The sequence below is a fragment of the Streptomyces sp. NBC_00464 genome (assembly GCF_036013915.1).
Lineage (GTDB): Bacteria > Actinomycetota > Actinomycetes > Streptomycetales > Streptomycetaceae > Streptomyces.
The window spans coordinates 3,049,432-3,064,738 of the sequence record NZ_CP107899.1; the positions used below are offsets into that span (position 1 = coordinate 3,049,432).

At 71.7% G+C, this 15,307-nt stretch carries 14 protein-coding genes; 4 read left to right on the plus strand and 10 right to left on the minus strand.

Annotated elements, in window-relative coordinates:
* Positions 1-3: 3 nt before the first annotated feature.
* Positions 4-1,320, minus strand: coding sequence for an MFS transporter (locus OG912_RS13435; RefSeq protein WP_327709528.1), 1,317 nt, complete (start codon positions 1,318-1,320; stop codon positions 4-6).
* A 215-nt stretch (positions 1,321-1,535) separates the two neighbouring features.
* Between OG912_RS13435 and OG912_RS13440 the strand changes: the two genes are divergently transcribed.
* The gene (locus OG912_RS13440; RefSeq protein WP_326737954.1) at positions 1,536-1,868 is read left to right on the plus strand and encodes a hypothetical protein; all 333 of its coding nucleotides are present in this window, start codon (positions 1,536-1,538) and stop codon (positions 1,866-1,868) included.
* On the opposite strand, the gene OG912_RS13445 is transcribed toward OG912_RS13440, so the two are convergent.
* A complete protein-coding gene (locus OG912_RS13445) occupies positions 1,825-2,244 on the minus strand; it encodes a ribosomal maturation YjgA family protein (RefSeq protein ID WP_327709529.1) in 420 nt (139 codons plus the stop codon). The genes OG912_RS13440 and OG912_RS13445 overlap by 44 nt on opposite strands.
* Positions 2,241-3,446 (minus strand): MFS transporter, encoded by a 1,206-nt coding sequence (locus OG912_RS13450; RefSeq protein ID WP_327709530.1) that lies wholly within the window; start codon positions 3,444-3,446, stop codon positions 2,241-2,243. The genes OG912_RS13445 and OG912_RS13450 overlap by 4 nt, the downstream gene beginning before the upstream one ends.
* A gap of 143 nt (positions 3,447-3,589) precedes the next feature.
* Here OG912_RS13450 and OG912_RS13455 point away from each other — a divergent pair, with 143 nt between their 5' ends.
* Complete coding sequence (locus OG912_RS13455) at positions 3,590-4,588, plus strand: GlxA family transcriptional regulator (protein WP_327709531.1); 999 nt, start codon at positions 3,590-3,592, stop codon at positions 4,586-4,588.
* Here OG912_RS13455 and OG912_RS13460 read toward each other — a convergent pair.
* Both OG912_RS13460 and OG912_RS13465 read right to left on the minus strand, forming a co-directional pair.
* Positions 4,585-5,634 carry a Zn-dependent alcohol dehydrogenase gene (locus OG912_RS13460; RefSeq protein ID WP_327709532.1) on the minus strand — a complete coding sequence of 350 codons (1,050 nt, stop codon included), beginning with the start codon at positions 5,632-5,634 and terminating at the stop codon, positions 4,585-4,587. The two genes, OG912_RS13455 and OG912_RS13460, sit on opposite strands and share 4 nt — an antisense overlap.
* Before the next feature lie 703 nt (positions 5,635-6,337).
* On the minus strand, positions 6,338-7,255 hold the full coding sequence (locus tag OG912_RS13465; protein WP_326737949.1) for an SDR family oxidoreductase: 918 nt from the start codon (positions 7,253-7,255) through the stop codon (positions 6,338-6,340).
* A gap of 83 nt (positions 7,256-7,338) precedes the next feature.
* Between OG912_RS13465 and OG912_RS13470 the strand changes: the two genes are divergently transcribed.
* Positions 7,339-8,265 (plus strand): cyclase family protein, encoded by a 927-nt coding sequence (locus OG912_RS13470; protein ID WP_327709533.1) that lies wholly within the window; start codon positions 7,339-7,341, stop codon positions 8,263-8,265.
* A gap of 16 nt (positions 8,266-8,281) precedes the next feature.
* On the opposite strand, the gene OG912_RS13475 is transcribed toward OG912_RS13470, so the two are convergent.
* The 4 genes from OG912_RS13475 to OG912_RS13490 all read right to left on the minus strand — a co-directional run bounded on the left by OG912_RS13475 (position 8,282) and on the right by OG912_RS13490 (position 12,604).
* A complete protein-coding gene (locus OG912_RS13475) occupies positions 8,282-8,800 on the minus strand; it encodes an ATP-binding protein (protein ID WP_327709534.1) in 519 nt (172 codons plus the stop codon).
* Positions 8,801-9,286: 486 nt separating this feature from the next.
* A complete protein-coding gene (locus OG912_RS13480; protein ID WP_327709535.1) occupies positions 9,287-10,234 on the minus strand; it encodes an acyl-CoA dehydrogenase family protein in 948 nt (315 codons plus the stop codon).
* A gap of 7 nt (positions 10,235-10,241) precedes the next feature.
* Complete coding sequence (locus tag OG912_RS13485) at positions 10,242-11,399, minus strand: acyl-CoA dehydrogenase (RefSeq protein WP_327709536.1); 1,158 nt, start codon at positions 11,397-11,399, stop codon at positions 10,242-10,244.
* An 11-nt stretch (positions 11,400-11,410) separates the two neighbouring features.
* Positions 11,411-12,604 (minus strand): amidohydrolase family protein, encoded by a 1,194-nt coding sequence (locus tag OG912_RS13490; protein ID WP_327709537.1) that lies wholly within the window; start codon positions 12,602-12,604, stop codon positions 11,411-11,413.
* A gap of 144 nt (positions 12,605-12,748) precedes the next feature.
* Between OG912_RS13490 and OG912_RS13495 the strand changes: the two genes are divergently transcribed.
* Entirely contained in the window at positions 12,749-14,284 is a 1,536-nt protein-coding gene (locus tag OG912_RS13495) for a class I adenylate-forming enzyme family protein (RefSeq protein ID WP_327709538.1), read from the plus strand.
* A 489-nt stretch (positions 14,285-14,773) separates the two neighbouring features.
* Here the strand turns inward: OG912_RS13495 and OG912_RS13500 are convergent, their stop codons facing one another.
* Entirely contained in the window at positions 14,774-15,295 is a 522-nt protein-coding gene (locus OG912_RS13500) for an EF-hand domain-containing protein (RefSeq protein ID WP_326737943.1), read from the minus strand.
* Positions 15,296-15,307 lie beyond the last annotated feature (12 nt).

Genomic DNA, 15,307 nt, shown 5'->3' on the forward strand with positions numbered 1-15,307 from the left:
CGGTCACCCCGCGACGCCCGCCGGCAGCCCCTTCACCCGGCGGATCATCAGCGCCATCAGCGCCGCCATGGCGCACAGTGCCCCCGCCGAGTACCAGACCACGTCGTACGAGCCGAAGTGGTCGCGCGCCACCCCGCCCAGGAACGCCACCAGTGCCGCACCCACCTGGTGGGAGGCGAGGACCCAGCCGAAGACGATCGCACTGTCCTCGCCGTACTGCTCCCGGCACAGGGCCAGGGTCGGCGGGACGGTGGCGACCCAGTCGAGGCCGTAGAACACGATGAAGAAGACCATCGGCGGCTCCACCGTGGCCTGCATCAGGAGCGGCAGGAACAGCAGCGAGATCCCCCGCAGCGCGTAGTAGACGGCGAGCAGCCGGCGGGCGTCGAAGCGGTCGGTGAGCCAGCCCGAGAAGATCGTGCCGATGATGTCGAAGATCCCGATGACGGCGAGCAGCGAGGCCGCCGCGGTGATGGGCATGTGATGGTCGTGCGCCGAGGGCACGAAGTGGGTGCGGATGAGGCCGTTGGTCGAGGCGCCGCAGATCGCGAAGGACCCGGCCAGCAGCCAGAACGGTCCGGTGCGGGCCGCGTCGACCAGGACGCGTACGGTGCGCCGCGCCGCCCCGCGCGCGGGCGCGGGCTTGGCCACGTACTCCCCGCCGTACGGGGCGAGGCCCACGTCGGCCGGGTGGTCGCGCATCAGGAGCCAGACGAACGGGACGACGACCAGGGCGGCCAGGGCGACGGTCACCGAGGCGGGCCGCCAGCCGTGCCGGTCGACGATCCAGGCGCAGAGGGGCAGGAAGACGAGCTGCCCCGAGGCGCCGGCCGCCGTGAGGATGCCGGTGACCAGGCCCCGGCGGGCGACGAACCAGCGGTTGGTGACCGTCGCGGAGAAGGACATCGCCATCGCGCCGGTGCCGAGGCCGACGAGCAGCCCCCAATAGATCATCAGCTGCCAGGAAGCCGTCATCCAGTAGCTGGCCAGCGCACCGGCGGCAACCGCGCTGAGCGCGACGACCACCACCCGCCGGATGCCGAACCGGTCCATCAGCGCCGCGGCGAACGGCGCGGTGAGCCCGTACAGCGCCATGTCGAGGGAGACGGCCAGGCCGATCTCCCCGCGCGACCAGAGGAACTGCTCGTGGAGAGGGTCGATGAGCAGCCCGGGCAGGGCGTTGAACGCGGCGCCGCCGATGATCGTCACGAAGGTGACGGCGGCGACGATCCAGGCGCGGTGGACGCGGCGGCGCCGGGGGGCCTCGTAGCCGGTCGGCAGGCTGTCCTCGCGGGCGGCGGGTTCGGTTGTCCGGTTCACGCCGCCCAGCATCCGGCCTCCGCGACCCCTCCCACGAGTGGCCCGAAGGACATGGTTCGCAGGGATCGGGCCACACCCCGCCACTCGGCCCGCCGCCCGGCCCGGGACCGCCGAACCGTATGCGCGTACGATCTGCGTCGATCAGCGGCCGGGCTCACCGCGCACGGGCGGGCCCACGCGTCCACGCCGCTTCGTCCACGTCCCGGGGGTCTTTCATGCAGTGGGTCGAACGTCAGCACTTCCACCACAGGTCAGCGCTGATGCAGGGCTGGGGGGCCGTTCTGCTGCTCGTCGCCTGCGTGTTGTGGGTGTGGCTGGGCTTCCTGATGTGGGATCAGGACGACTCGCTGTACTGCTTCCGCGCGTCGTCGATCTGCGAGCTGGACAGCACCATGCCCAAGCAGCTGGTCCTCCTGGCCGTCTCCGCGCCCCTCTCGGTGGCCGGCTCGGCGCTGCTCGTCGCGGGCAGTGTGCGCCGGCAGACCAGCGCACACGTCCTGCGCGTCATCGAGATGCAGCAGTCCGAGGAGCGGTCGCGCCGGAAGTAGCCACCGCACCCACGGCCCAGGCGGCTGCCGCCCCCACCGCGTACCAGAACAGGTCGGGCGCGTTGAACGTCGAGCCGAGCACCAGCCGTGCCACCGTGCTGTGTTCGGACAGTTCGGCGGGCACCCCGGTGAGCTGGAGCAGTTCGACCGCCCAGCTGATCCCCAGCCCGGCACCGGCCACGGCGAGCGGCCGGGCGCGGGGTGCGCACAGGGCGACGAGGGCGCAGATCAGGACGGTGTAGAGCGCGTCACCCGCGTACTTGGCGACAGCGCCGTCCGCCACGGTACGCACCCCGAGCCCGGCCGCGACGGTCAGCACGGCCGTCCCCGCCGCAACGGCTCGGGCCCGGTGGGCACTTCGTCCGCGCTCCCTCACCCGATCCGCTCCAGGCGCCGGATCGGCCGGGCCGCCAGCAGCACGCCGACCGCCAGCATGTTGATCACCGCCCCGGCCAGCAGCACCTCAGGGGCGCCCACCCGGTCCGCGACCGGTCCGGCCAGTGCGCGGCCCGCCGCCAGCATCAGCAACGAGCCGGCCACGTCGTAGGCGTGCAGCCGGTTCAGCGCCTCCGGCGGCACATGCGTCTGGACGGTCGTCGACCACATCACCAGCCAGAACGCGAACGCCGCGCCCGCCACGAACTGCCCTGCCCCCAGCGCGAGCACCGGCAGCCCGAGTCCCAGCACCACCAGGTTCACGCAGACCCCGGTCAGGGCGACGGCGCCCGCCGCCAGCGGGCGGCGGGGCCGCAGCCGCAGGGCCAGCAGGCCGCCGACGACGCTGCCCGCGCCGTTCACCGCCATCATCGCGCCGTACGTCCCCGAACCGTGGGCCTCGGTGACCTCGACGGCGGTGAGCGGGAGCATCGGGCCGAGCACGGCGAAGCCGTACACCGTCCAGATCGCGATGACCCCCCACAGCCAACTGCGCGCCCTGAACTCGCGCCACCCGTCGACCAGTTCGGCGACGAACGTGCCGCGCGCCACCTCATCCGACGGGGCGGGCGCGAGCCTCAGCAGGAAGAGGCAGATGCCGGAGACGAGGAACGTCGACGCGTTCGCCGCATAGACCGCCCCGGCGCTCGCCAGCCCGACGAGCATGCCCGCGAACGCCGGGCCCGCCATGGTCATCAGCGCCTCGGAGACCCGCAGCACCGCATTGCCGCGCTGCACGTCCGAGGCCACTCGCGGCACGGTCGAGGCGACGCCCGGCTGGAAGAGCGCCGCGCCCACACCGGCGACCGCGCTCAGCGCGTACACCGCCCACAGCGGCGGGTTGCCGACGGCGAAGGAGACGGCGAGCACGGAGGCGCCGATCAGCCGCAGCGCATCGGCGATGATCATCATCCGGCGCGGCGTGAACCGATCGGCCAGGACGCCGCCGAAGAGGACGAACAGGGCCAGCGGTCCCATCCAGGCCGCCAGCGCGAACCCCACCGAGGAGTGCGGCCGGCCGGCACCCAGCAGGCCCGCGGTGAGCGCCACCGGAATCATTCCGTCACCGAAGAGCGCCGCGGTCCGGGCGACGAAGAAGAGCCGGAAGTTCCGGTTCCAGAGCGGGTCCGCCCCAAGAGACAAAGACGACAAGGGTGGCGAATCGCGCAGAGCGGCTTCGTGGTCCACGGCGGGAATGCCCGCGAGGTCTACTGACTTTTCCTTCACACCGATGACATGTATCAGCTTATGGTCTATACCAGCTAGTGCCGAAGGGAGTTCGTATCGTGCCACACCGGATCGTCGTTCTCGCCCTCGATGGGCTGCTCCCCTTCGAACTGGGCATCCCCCAAAGGATCTTCGGGCGTTCCATCGGCTCCGAGCCGCTGAACCGGGGCCAGAAACTCTATGAAGTCGTGACCTGCTCGGTCCGCCCACCCGGCCCGGTGAGCACCGACGCGGACTTCACGATCACCGTCGAGAACGGCCCGGAGACCCTCGCCACAGCCGACACCGTGGTCATCCCGGCCAGTCACGAACTCGGCCCCGTCTACACCGAGGGCCGGCTGACCGACGAGCTCGCCGCCGCGTTCGCGTACATCAGGCCGGGCACCCGGATGGTCTCCATCTGCACCGGCAGCTACGTCCTCGCCGCAGCCGGCTACCTCGACGGACGCCCGGCCACCACCCACTGGTCATCCGCCGAGCACTTCCAGAACCTGTTCCCCGCCGTCAAGGTCGACCCCGACGTCCTGTTCGTCGACGACGGCGACGTCCTGACGTCCGCCGGAGTGGCCGCCGGCATCGATCTCTGCCTCCACATCGTGCGCCGCGACCACGGCACCGCCGTCGCCAACGACGTCGCCCGGCGCACGGTCGTACCGCCGCACCGCGACGGCGGCCAGGCGCAGTACATCCAGCGTCCGGTCCCCGACCCGGGGGTCTCGGCCACCACCACCGCCCGCGCCTGGGCGCTCGGGCGGCTGGAATCGCCGATCCTGCTGCGCGACATGGCGCAGCAGGAGTCGATGAGCGTACGGACGTTCACCCGGCGGTTCCGCGAGGAGGCCGGGATCAGCCCGGTCCAGTGGCTGACCCGGCAGCGGGTCGAACGGGCCCGCCAACTGCTGGAGTCCACCGACCTGTCGATCGACCGGATCGCCCGGGACGCCGGCTTCGGCACCCCCACCTCGTTGCGGCAGCATCTGCAGGCGGCGCTGGGGGTGTCGCCGACGGTGTACCGGCGGACGTTCCGGGCGACGGCGGCCGGGGCCCGGCCGCGCTAGAAGACCAGCACGCCCCGGGCCACCCGCCCGTGGTGTGCGTCGTCCGCCGCCTTGGCGAAGTCCTCCACCGGGTAGGTCTCGGTGACGAGTTCGTCCAGCAGCAGCCGGCCCTCCCGGTACAGCTCCGCGTACAGCGCGATGTCGCGCTGCGGGCGCGAGGAGCCGTAGCGGCAGCCCAGGATCGACTTGTCCAGGTACATCGACGAGACCAGGAACGACGCCTCGGCCGTCGCCGCCGGCACGCCGAGCAGGATCGCCTGTCCGTGCCGGTCCAGCAGATCGATCGCGGTACGGATCAGCTCGGTGCGGCCCACGCACTCGAAGGCGTGGTCGGCGCCGTGCGGAAGGATCTCCTTGACCCCCTCGGCCGAGGTGAGGAAGTGCGTGGCGCCGAACTGCCGGGCCACGGACTCCTTGTCGGGGTTGGAGTCGACCGCGACGATGGTCAGCGCACCGGCGATCCGCGCGCCCTGGATCACGTTGAGCCCGATGCCGCCGGTGCCGATGACGACGACGCTCTCGCCGCGGTCGACCTTGGCCCGGTTCAGTACGGCTCCGACCCCTGTCAGCACCCCGCAGCCGATCAGGGCGGCCGAGGTCAGGGGCAGGTCGGCGGGGATCTTCACCGCCTGCACGGCCTTGACCAGGGTCCGTTCGGCGAAGGCCGAGTTGGACGCGAACTGGTACAGCGGCTTCCCGCCGCGCGAGAACGGCTGCCCCGGCATCCCGATCGCCTTGCGGCACATCGTCGGCCGGCCCCGGTCGCACTGGGCGCAGGCGCCGCAGCTGGCCAGCGTGGACAGGGACACGTGGTCGCCGGGCGCGACATGGCTCACGCCCGCGCCGACCGCCTCGACGACGCCGGCGCCCTCGTGCCCCAGCACGACCGGCAGCGGGAACGGGATCGTTCCGTCGATCACCGACAGGTCGCTGTGGCAGAGCCCGGCCGCGGCCACGGCCACCAGCACCTCGCCGGGGCCGGGGTCGCGTATCTCCAGGTCGTCGACGACCTCGGTCCGTTTGCCGTCGAAGACGACGCCTCTCATCTCGGCTCCCTCGGTAGGCCGAGCACGCGCTCGGCGGTGGTGTTCCTTGAATCCCGGGGCGCGTCTCGCACTTGTGCGCGTACGGGGCGATTTCAAGCCCCTCCGGCTTGCCCGGCCGCGCCATGCCGCACGCGTACGGGCGAAGTCGAGCCCTGCCGCCCCATTCCGCACTCGTACGGGGCCAAATCAAGCCCGTCCCGCAGCTCCGGCTTGCCCGACCGCCCCACTCCGCACGCGTACGGGGCCAAATCAAGCCCGTCCCGCAGCTCCGGCTTGCCCGACCGCCCCATGCCGCACTCGTACGGGGCCAAATCAAGCCCGTCCGGCGATTGAGGACCGGGGTCCGGGGCAGCGCCCCGGCGACGCGCCCGCGCCGGGCAACCGGGGCTCGGCCCCAACCGGGGGCTCCGCCCCCGCACCCCCGCTCCTCAATCGCCGGAGGGGCTGAATTTGCGCCTCGTACCCCGCAGGGGAAAGGCCGCACACCCCCAGGGGGAAGGTGTACGCCCCCAGGGGGAAGGTGTACGCCCCGCCCCGCAGGGGAAGTGGCGCACGCCCCGACCCACCCCGCAGGGGAAGTGGCGCACGCCCCGACCCCCGAGGGGAAGAGGTGCACGCCCCACCCCACAAGGAGAGGAGATGCACCCACCCCCAAGGGGAAGAAGCGCGCACCCCACCCCGCAGGGTGGCCGGGCACACGCGCCTACGCGTTCGGGCGCGCCGCGGCCTTCGCCGCCGCCGCCATCTCCTCCAGCTGCGCCAGCATCGGCATCGGATCCGTGCCCACCGTCCCCGGCAGGAAGTCCGCGATGCGTTCCGGCGTCCACGCCGCCCCCTCCGCGTACCCCGCGCGCAGCTCCCTCGGCTGGGCCCAGACCGCGATCTTCGGGCCCGCGATCGTGTACACCTGGCCGGTGATCTTCTCCGCGCGGGCGCGCTCGCTGAGCAGGTAGACGACGAGCGCCGCCACGTCCTCCGGCTCGCCGATCTCCTTGAGCTCCATGGGGACGTTCGCGGACATCCGGGTACGCGCCACCGGCGCGACCGCGTTCGCCGTGACGCCGTACTTGTGCAGGCCGAGCGCCGCGCTGCGGACCAGCGAGATGATGCCGCCCTTGGCCGCGCTGTAGTTCGCCTGGGCCACACTGCCCTGGTGGTTGCCGCTCGTGAAGCCGATCAGCGTGCCGGCGCCCTCCTGCTTGCGCATCACCGCCGAGGCCGCCCGGAACACGGTGAACGTGCCCTTGAGGTGGGTGGCGACCACGGGGTCCCACTCCGCCTCGGACATGTTGAAGAGCATGCGTTCCCGCAGGATCCCTGCCACGCAGACGACCCCGTCGATCCGGCCGAACTGCGCGAGCGCGGTGTCCACGACCCGCTGCCCGCCCGCCATGGTGGAGATGTCGTCCGCCACCGCGACCGCCTCGCCGCCCGCCGCCACGATCTCCTTGACGACGGACTCGGCTATCTCGCTGGCGGGTTCGCCGCCCTCGATGGAGACGCCGTAGTCGTTGACCACGACTCTCGCCCCCTCGGCCGCCGCGGCGAGCGCGACGGCCCGCCCGATGCCGCGACCGGCACCCGTGACGGCCACCACTTTGCCTGCCAAGAAGTTCCCCATGCCCGGCCCCTTCCCGCGGTTTCTGACGGACCGTTAGATTCTATGGGTCATCAGGTCCACCGGCACAAGCCCCAGGAGGCGCCATGTCTTTGCCGGCCGAGTTCCACGACCTCGCCAAGCGCGTGAACAACTGGGGTCGCTGGGGGGCAGACGACGAGATCGGGACGCTCAACCTCATCACCGACGAGGTCGTGCGCGAGGCGGCGGCCACCGTCCACAGCGGGCAGCGCGTCCCGCTGGCGCTGCCGCTCCAGCAGGACGGCGTACAGAGCGGGCTGATCCCGGGGCGGGTCAATCCGCTGCACACCATGGTCCAGATCAACCAGGAGCTCTTCGGCCCCGGCACCGTCGCCACCAGCGACGACACCGCGGTCCTGGGGCTCCAGGCCGCCACCCACTGGGACGCGCTCACCCACGCCTCGCACTCGGGGAAGATCTACAACGGCCGCCCGGCGGACACGATCACCGCCCACGGCGGCGCGCAGTTCAGCGGCATCGACAAGGCCCCGCACATCGTCTCGCGCGGCGTCCTCCTCGACGTCGCCCGCGCCCACGGCGTGGACCGGCTGCCGGGCGGGCACGCGGTCACCCCCGAGGACCTGGAGGCGGCCGAGGAGCTGGCCGGGGTCCGGGTGCGGTCAGGGGACATCGTGCTCGTACGGACGGGACAGGTGCAGGTGTACCTCTCCGGGGACAAGAACGCCTACGGGTATCCGTCACCGGGGCTTTCGATCCGTACGCCGGAGTGGTTCCGGGCCCGGGACGTGGCCGCGGTCGCCAATGACACGCTGACCTTCGAGATCTTCCCGCCGGAGATCGAGGACCTGTGGCTGGGGGTGCACGCGCTCGACCTGGTCGAGATGGGCATGCTCCAGGGCCAGAACTGGAACCTGGAGGGCTTGTCCACAGCCTGTGCGGACGCGGGGCGCTACGCCTTCCTGCTCTCCGCCATGCCGGAGCCCTTCGTCGGCGCGACCGGCACCCCGGTCGCCCCGGTCGCGATCCTCTGAGCCCCGGCCGGCAGCCCTACGCGCGACGGAGGGCGGCGTGCGAGGACTCGTACGCCCCACCCGCACCGCACCCGTCGGCACCCTCGCGCTCAGGAGGGCCCGGCTGCAACTGCACCTGGATCAGCGGAATGCCCCGGTCGACCTCGCACCAGATGCGCTTGCCCGCACCCTCCGGCTGCCAGCCCCAGCGGTCGGCCAGTCCGTCGACCAGCTCCAGGCCCCGGCCGCCGGTGTCCTCGCCCTCCGCATGCCGCTGCTGCGGCGGGCGGCAGCTGGCGTCGGCCACCTCGACCCGGACGGTCCCGGCGTTGCCCGGGGCCCCCGTCGAGCCGAACAGCATGCGCAGCACGGCCGGACAGCCGGTGTGCACGACCGCGTTGGTGACGAGCTCCGAGATGAGCAGGATGAGCGTCTCGGCCAGCGGCTCGTCGTCTCCTATCCCGGACCCGACGAGCCTCGAACGCGCCCATCTGCGAGCCCGTCCGACCTCCGCGGGGTCGGGCCCGACCTCCAACTGAACCTGAAGCACCTGCACCGCTCACACCATCCGAACCGGCGGACACATCGCCTCGCGCCTCCTCAGGGTCACGGAACGTGATTCCCTTACGAGACAGCATGGTTGACGTACAGTCACCGCAACAAGCGCTTCGGGCATATTCCAACGCGAAGGAGTACGCGTGGTGCATACTGTGCGACGCGCTCTGCGGGGAGTCGAACAGAGGCGCGTCACAGCCCCGGGAATCGCTTCCCCGGCAGGCCCGGCGCTTCCGTGTGGATCACGAGCAGGGCACCTCTCGCGGACCGGAGTCGCCGCACAGGCCACATCCGGATCGCCAGGTTCCAGAACCACTCGCATCCAACGGAGCGTACCTGAGCCCGGTGCCGACTCCACCCCGTGACGAATCACGCAACGGACACAAGCCGGTATCGGTGCATACCGACTGCGCTGCGTCACTCCGCAGCGTGAACCTCAGGGGTCCGTCGCGTCACGTGCATGCGCCGGGCACCCACCCGCCCCGGATCAGCCCAGATCGGCAGCCAGCGCCTCCTCCGCGTCCGTCGTCGTCACCCACTGCCCGGCCCGCAGCCAGGCCCGCTTGAGACGCAGATGAACGTCCGCTTCCCAGGTGAAGCCCATACCGCCGTGCACCTGGAGGCAGTCGCGGGCGTTACCGACGGCAGCCTCGTCGGCGAGGAGCTTGGCCCCGGCGGCCTCCACCGGGTCCCCGGTCACGGCCGCCGCGTAGACGGCGCTACGGGCCGGCTCGGCCCGCACCAGCATTCCGGCGCACAGATGCTTGACCGCCTGGAACGCCCCGATCGGCGCTCCGAACTGTTCCCGCTCACCGGCGTGTTGGACCGCCGCCTCCAGGCTGCGGCTCGAACTGCCGAGCTGTTCGGCCGCGGTGAGCAGGGCACCCTCGCGCCGCAGCCGCGCCCCGTCGGGGAGCGCCTCACCCTCGTACGCGGACAGGTCCGGCACCCGCCACAGCGGCGTACCCGGGTCGAGCGACCGCACGGGCCGGGCCCCGTCCACCACCTGCCGCAGTGCCGCGCCGGTCACCACCCGTGCCCGGTCACCGTCCAGGACCAGCAGCGCATCGGCCCCCTCCAGGTGCCCCACGGGCCGCCCCGCCTCCGCCAGAGCCACCACGGCCTCGCCCTCGGCGGCCCCCTTCACCGCGCCCGCGGCGAGCTGGGTGGCGGCCAACGGGCCGGGCAGCAGCGCCCGCCCAATTTCCTCGAACAACAGTACGGATTCAGGCAGTCCCAGACCGACCCCGCCCTCAGCCTCCGGCAGCCGCAGCGCGAAGAACCCGGCCGCACCGAGCTCCCGCCACAGCGCCCGGTCCACGCCCCCTCCCCCCTCGTGCGCCGCCCGCATCCGGTCCCTGTCGAACCGGCCGGCGAGCAGGTCCCGTATCCCTGCGCGCAGGGCCCGCTGGTCCTCCGAGAGCTGGAAGTCCACCCTCCGCTCACCGCCCCTTCGGCAGGCCGAGAATCCGCTCGGCGACGATGTTCCGCTGAATCTGCGAGGTACCGGCCGCGATCGTGTACGAGAGCGAGGACAGCCGGTCCAGCACCCACTCCCGGTCCAGATCGAGGTCGTCGCCCGCGCCGAGCACCTCGGCCGCCGCCTCGTACAGCTCCTGGCGGGCGTGCGAGTACCGCAGCTTGAAGACCGAGCCGCCGATCCCGGGGACTCCCCCACCGGCCTGCGCCTCACTGACGTTCCACTGGGTGAGCCGCCACAGCGCCCGGAACTCGGCATTGAGCCTGCCCAGCCTCCGCCGCAGCACCGCGTCGTCCCAGCGCCCGCTCCTGCGCGCATCGGCGGCCAGCGCGTCCAGGGTCCGACGGCAGGCGACGACCTCGCCGACGAAGGCCGTGCCGCGCTCGAAGGAGAGCGTGACCATGGTGACGCGCCAGCCGTCGTTCTCCGCGCCGACCCGGTTCGAGACGGGCACCCGCACCTCGTCCAGGAACATCTCGGCGAACTCGGTGGACCCGGCCAGCGTCCGCAGCGGCCGGACCGTGACGCCCGGACTGTCCATCCGCATGGCGAGCCAGCTGATGCCCCGGTGCTTAGGCGCCTCCGCATCCGTCCTGACCAGCAGCTCGCACCAGTCGGCGACCTCCGCGTGCGAGGTCCAGATCTTCTGCCCGCTCACCACGTAGTCGTCGCCGTCGCGCACCGCACGGGTCCGCAGCGAGGCCAGGTCGGAACCCGCGTCCGGCTCGCTGAACCCCTGGCACCACATCTCCTCGCCCCGCAGCACCGGCGGCAGCCAGCGGGCCCGCTGCTCGGCGGTGCCTTCGGCCGCGACGGTGGGCCCGGCGTGCAGCAGCCCGACGAAGTTCGCCCCGACATAGGGCGCCCCGGCCCGCTCCGTCTCCTCCAGGAAGATCAGGTGCTGGGTGGGTGTGGCACCCCGGCCGCCGGCGTCGGCGGGCCAGTGCAGGCCCGCGTACCCGGCGTCGTACAACAGCTTCTGCCAGCCGCTGTCGTACGCCCGCCGCCCCGGCCAGTCACCGGGATCCGGCTTCCCGGGCAGTCCGGGGAGCACCGAGCCCAGCCACTCCCGCAGCCGCGCCCGAAAGGCTTCCTCTTCCTCCGTGTACGCAAGGTCCATGACGCACGCGCCTACTTGTCGAGGTCGAGGCCGAGCATCCGGATCGCGTTCCCGCGCATCAGTTTGTAGACGGTCTCGTCGTCCAGTCCCTTGACGTGGTCGAGCGCGACCTCCTTGGTGTGCGGGAAGGTCGAGTCGACGTGCGGGTAGTCCGTCTCGAACGTCGCGTTGTCGCGCCCCACCACATCGAGCGACGCGACACCGTGCTTGTCGCGGAAGAAGCAGCAGAACATCTGCCGGTAGTAGTACGTCGACGGCGGCTCGGGGATCAGATCGCGCACCCCGCCCCAGGCCCGGTGCTCCTCCCAGACGTCGTCGGCGCGCTCCAGGGCGTACGGGATCCACCCCATCTGGCCCTCGCTGTAAGCGAGCTTGAGCTGCGGGAACTTCACCAGCACGCCACTGAACAGAAAGTCCATCATCGAGGCCATCGCGTTGTTGAACGAGAGCGAGGCCTGGACGGCGGGCGGGGCGTCCGGTGAGGCGGCGGGCATCTGCGAGCTGGACCCGATGTGCATGTTCACGACCGTGCCGGTCTCCTGGCAGACCGCGAAGAACGGGTCCCAGTAGCCGGTGTGGATCGACGGCAGCCCCAGATACGTCGGAATCTCCGAGAAGGTCACCGCCCGCACCCCGCGCGCCGCGTTCCGCCTGATCTCCGCGACAGCCAGATCGATGTCCCAGAGCGGGATGATGCACAGCGGGATCAGCCGGCCGCCGCTGTCGCCGCACCACTCCTCGACCATCCAGTCGTTGTACGCACGCACACAGGCGAGCGCGACCTCCTTGTCGTGGGCCTCTGCGAAGGTCTGCCCGCAGAAGCGCGGGAAGGTGGGGAAGCAGAGACTCGCCTCGACATGGTTGAGGTCCATGTCCTTCAGCCGCTCGACGGGGTCCCAGCACCCACGCCGCATCTCGGCCCGGGTGATCCCCTCCAGCGTCATGTCGTCACGGTCGAATCCCACGGCGGCGATGTTCCGCTTGTACGGGAACTTGAGGTCCTCGTAGATCCACCAGTCGGTGGGCGGCCCGTCCGGGTCCATGGTGATGACGTACTTGCCGCCGGTGTACGCCAGCTCCCCGATCCCCGCGGTCAGCGGCTGCGGACCGCGCTCGCGGTACTTGGCCGGCAGCCAGGTCGAGAAGAGGTGCGGCGGCTCGATCACATGGTCGTCGACGCTGACGATCCGAGGCAGTTCCGTCATGGTGTCCCCTTCGGCGCACGCATTTCTGATGACCCGTCAGATTGACGTCGTCCACAGGCTAGCCCCGCACCCCTGGACCGACAAGGCACAGCGCTCTACGCTCTCCGCACGATCTGACTACCCGTCAGCTGTGAGGGGTTCGCCGTGAACGAGACCGCACACACCCTGGGTGCCTCACGCACCTTCTGGGAGCTCATCGAACGCCGGGCCGCCCTGACCCCGGACCGCCCCGTCCTGATCCAGGACGACCGCACACTCACCTTCGGCGAGCTGCACACCCGGGCCGAACGCGTGGCTGCGGGCCTGTACGCCATGGGCGTCCGCCCCGGCACCGTCGTCGCCTGGCAGCTGCCGACCCGGCTGGAAACGGTCCTGCTGTCCTTCGCCCTGACCCGGATCGGCGCAGTACAGACCCCTGTCATCCCCTTCTACCGCGACCGCGAGGTCGGCTTCGCCCTGCGCGAGTCGAAGGCGGAGTACTTCGCGGTACCCGGCACCTGGCGCGGCTTCGACCACACCGCGATGGCCGCCCGGCTCTCCGCACACCTGCCGCACCCGCCCCAGATCTTCGAGGCGTACGACACCCTCCCGGACGGCGACCCGTCGACCCTGCCCCCACCCCCCACCGACGGCACCTCGGTGCGCTGGATCTACTGGACCTCGGGCACCACGTCCGACCCGAAGGGCGTCCTGCACACCGACCGCAGCCTGCTCGCGGGCGGCTCCTGCCTGGCCCACGCGCTGCACCTGTCGGCGGACGACGTCGGCTCGATGGCCTTCCCGTTCGCCCACGTCGCCGGCCCGGACTACTCGGTGATGCTGCTCCTCTACGGCTTCCCCGCAGTCCTCTTCGAGCACTTCGCGATGCCGGACGCCCTTGCGGGCTACCGGCGCCACGGGGTGACGGTCGCCGGAGGCTCGACGGCCTTCTACTCGATGTTCCTGATGGAACAACGCAAGGCCCCGTCCACCCCGCTCATCCCCACCCTCCGCCTGCTGGCGGGCGGCGGCGCCCCGAAGCCGCCCGAGATCTACCACGCGGTGGTACGCGAGATGGGCGTCCAGCTCACCCACGGCTACGGCATGACCGAGGTCCCCATGATCACGATGGGCGCCCCCGACGACACGGTGGAACACCTCGCCGAAACGGAGGGCCGCCCGCCCGAGGGCATGGAGATCCGGATCACCGACGAGGACGGCAAGCCGCTCCCGTACGACACGGACGGCGAGGTCCGCCTGCGCGGCGAGGCGGTCTGCCAGGGCTACCTGGCCTCCACCAGCCCCTTCGACGCCGAGGGCTTCCTGATCACGGGCGACGTCGGGCACGTCCGGCCGAGCGGGCACCTCGTCCTCACCGGCCGGCTGAAGGACATCATCATCCGCAAGGGCGAGAACATCTCGGCGAAGGAGATAGAGGACCTCCTCGCCCGCCACCCCGGCGTGGGCGACGCGGCGGTGATCGGCCTCCCCGACCAGTCGCGCGGCGAACGCGTCTGCGCGGTGGTGGAGCAGCCGCCCGGCGCCGCCGCACTCACCCTCCCCGAGCTGACGGCCTACCTGCGGGGCGAGGGCCTGTCCGTCCACAAGCTCCCGGAGCAACTGGAACTGGTCGACGCGCTGCCCCGCAACGAGGCGCTCCGCAAGGTCCTGAAGTACCAGTTGCGTGCGCGGTTCGCTTGAGGCGGGGTTCCGTCCTCAATCGCCGGACGGGCTTGGTGGTGCGGGGGCCCCGCGGGGTTCGCCGTGGCCCGGTGGGTGGGGGTCCGGGGCCCCTCCGGGGCGTCTCCTCGGACGACGAACGTTCCGCGGGTACGCGATGGACCCGGGTCGATGTTCGTCGTCCTGCGGGGACTCCCCTGCACGGCCCCGAACCCGGCCGTCTTGCGTCTGCGGCAGTCATCAGGGCCGGTGTTCAGACGCAGGGGCGGCCGGGTGGGGGCGTGCAGGGGAGTCCCCGCAGAAAATGGCGTACGACCCGGGTGTCTGTTCGTCGTCGGGTGCACACGCCATTTTTGAGGAGTCTCCCCGGAGGGCCCCCACCCCCACCCACGGTGGGGGTGCGCACCCCACGGGGCACCCGCACCAACTCAAGCCCGTCCGGCGATTGAGGACGGAACCCCGCGCCCCGGACCGGGGCAAGGTCAGGCCCCCCTGCCGCCCGCCAAAGGGCTACGCGTCGGGCTCGATCACCGTGAAATACGCGGCGAACGCCGCCACCGCCTCCGCCTCCGCGATCCGCCCGTCGCGGTCCGCGTCCAGGCTCTGCGCGGCGAACGCCGCCGTGTCCGGGCTGGCGCCCAGGACCCGCAGGGCCTGCTCGACCGCCGGTACCGCCGCCGCGCCGTCGTTGTCCGGGTCGGCCACCGCGATCGCCGCCCGCAGGAAGGGGCGGGCGATCTCCGCGAAGCGCTCGGGGCTGTCGCGGAGCCGTTTCACCGCGCCGCCCACGAACTCCTCACGGGTGACCCGCTGGTCCCCGTCGACGTCGGCGATGCCCGCCATGCCCTGCCAGAACGCCTCGGCCCCGCTGTAGAGCGCCTGGCCCTTGTCGCAGCGGGCCGTCGTACCGAACTCGGTGAGCAGACGGGCCGCGGCGGCGTTGAAATCCGCGCGATCGATGTAGCCGTTGCCGTCCTGGTCGAAGGCGGCGAAGCGGAAGGCGATCTTGCGCTCATACTCTGCGCTGTCCATGCGGGGAGCGTA

Excerpts from the sequence above, each read along its gene's own strand:
- OG912_RS13440 (WP_326737954.1), top strand. The coding sequence starts at position 1,536 with ATGCAGTGGGTCGAACGTCAGCACTTCCACCACAGGTCAGCGCTGATG.
- OG912_RS13490 (WP_327709537.1), bottom strand. The coding sequence starts at position 12,604 with ATGACGGAACTGCCTCGGATCGTCAGCGTCGACGACCATGTGATCGAG.
- OG912_RS13470 (WP_327709533.1), top strand. The coding sequence starts at position 7,339 with ATGTCTTTGCCGGCCGAGTTCCACGACCTCGCCAAGCGCGTGAACAAC.
- OG912_RS13465 (WP_326737949.1), bottom strand. The coding sequence starts at position 7,255 with ATGGGGAACTTCTTGGCAGGCAAAGTGGTGGCCGTCACGGGTGCCGGT.
- OG912_RS13485 (WP_327709536.1), bottom strand. The coding sequence starts at position 11,399 with ATGGACCTTGCGTACACGGAGGAAGAGGAAGCCTTTCGGGCGCGGCTG.
- OG912_RS13460 (WP_327709532.1), bottom strand. The coding sequence starts at position 5,634 with ATGAGAGGCGTCGTCTTCGACGGCAAACGGACCGAGGTCGTCGACGAC.
- OG912_RS13500 (WP_326737943.1), bottom strand. The coding sequence starts at position 15,295 with ATGGACAGCGCAGAGTATGAGCGCAAGATCGCCTTCCGCTTCGCCGCC.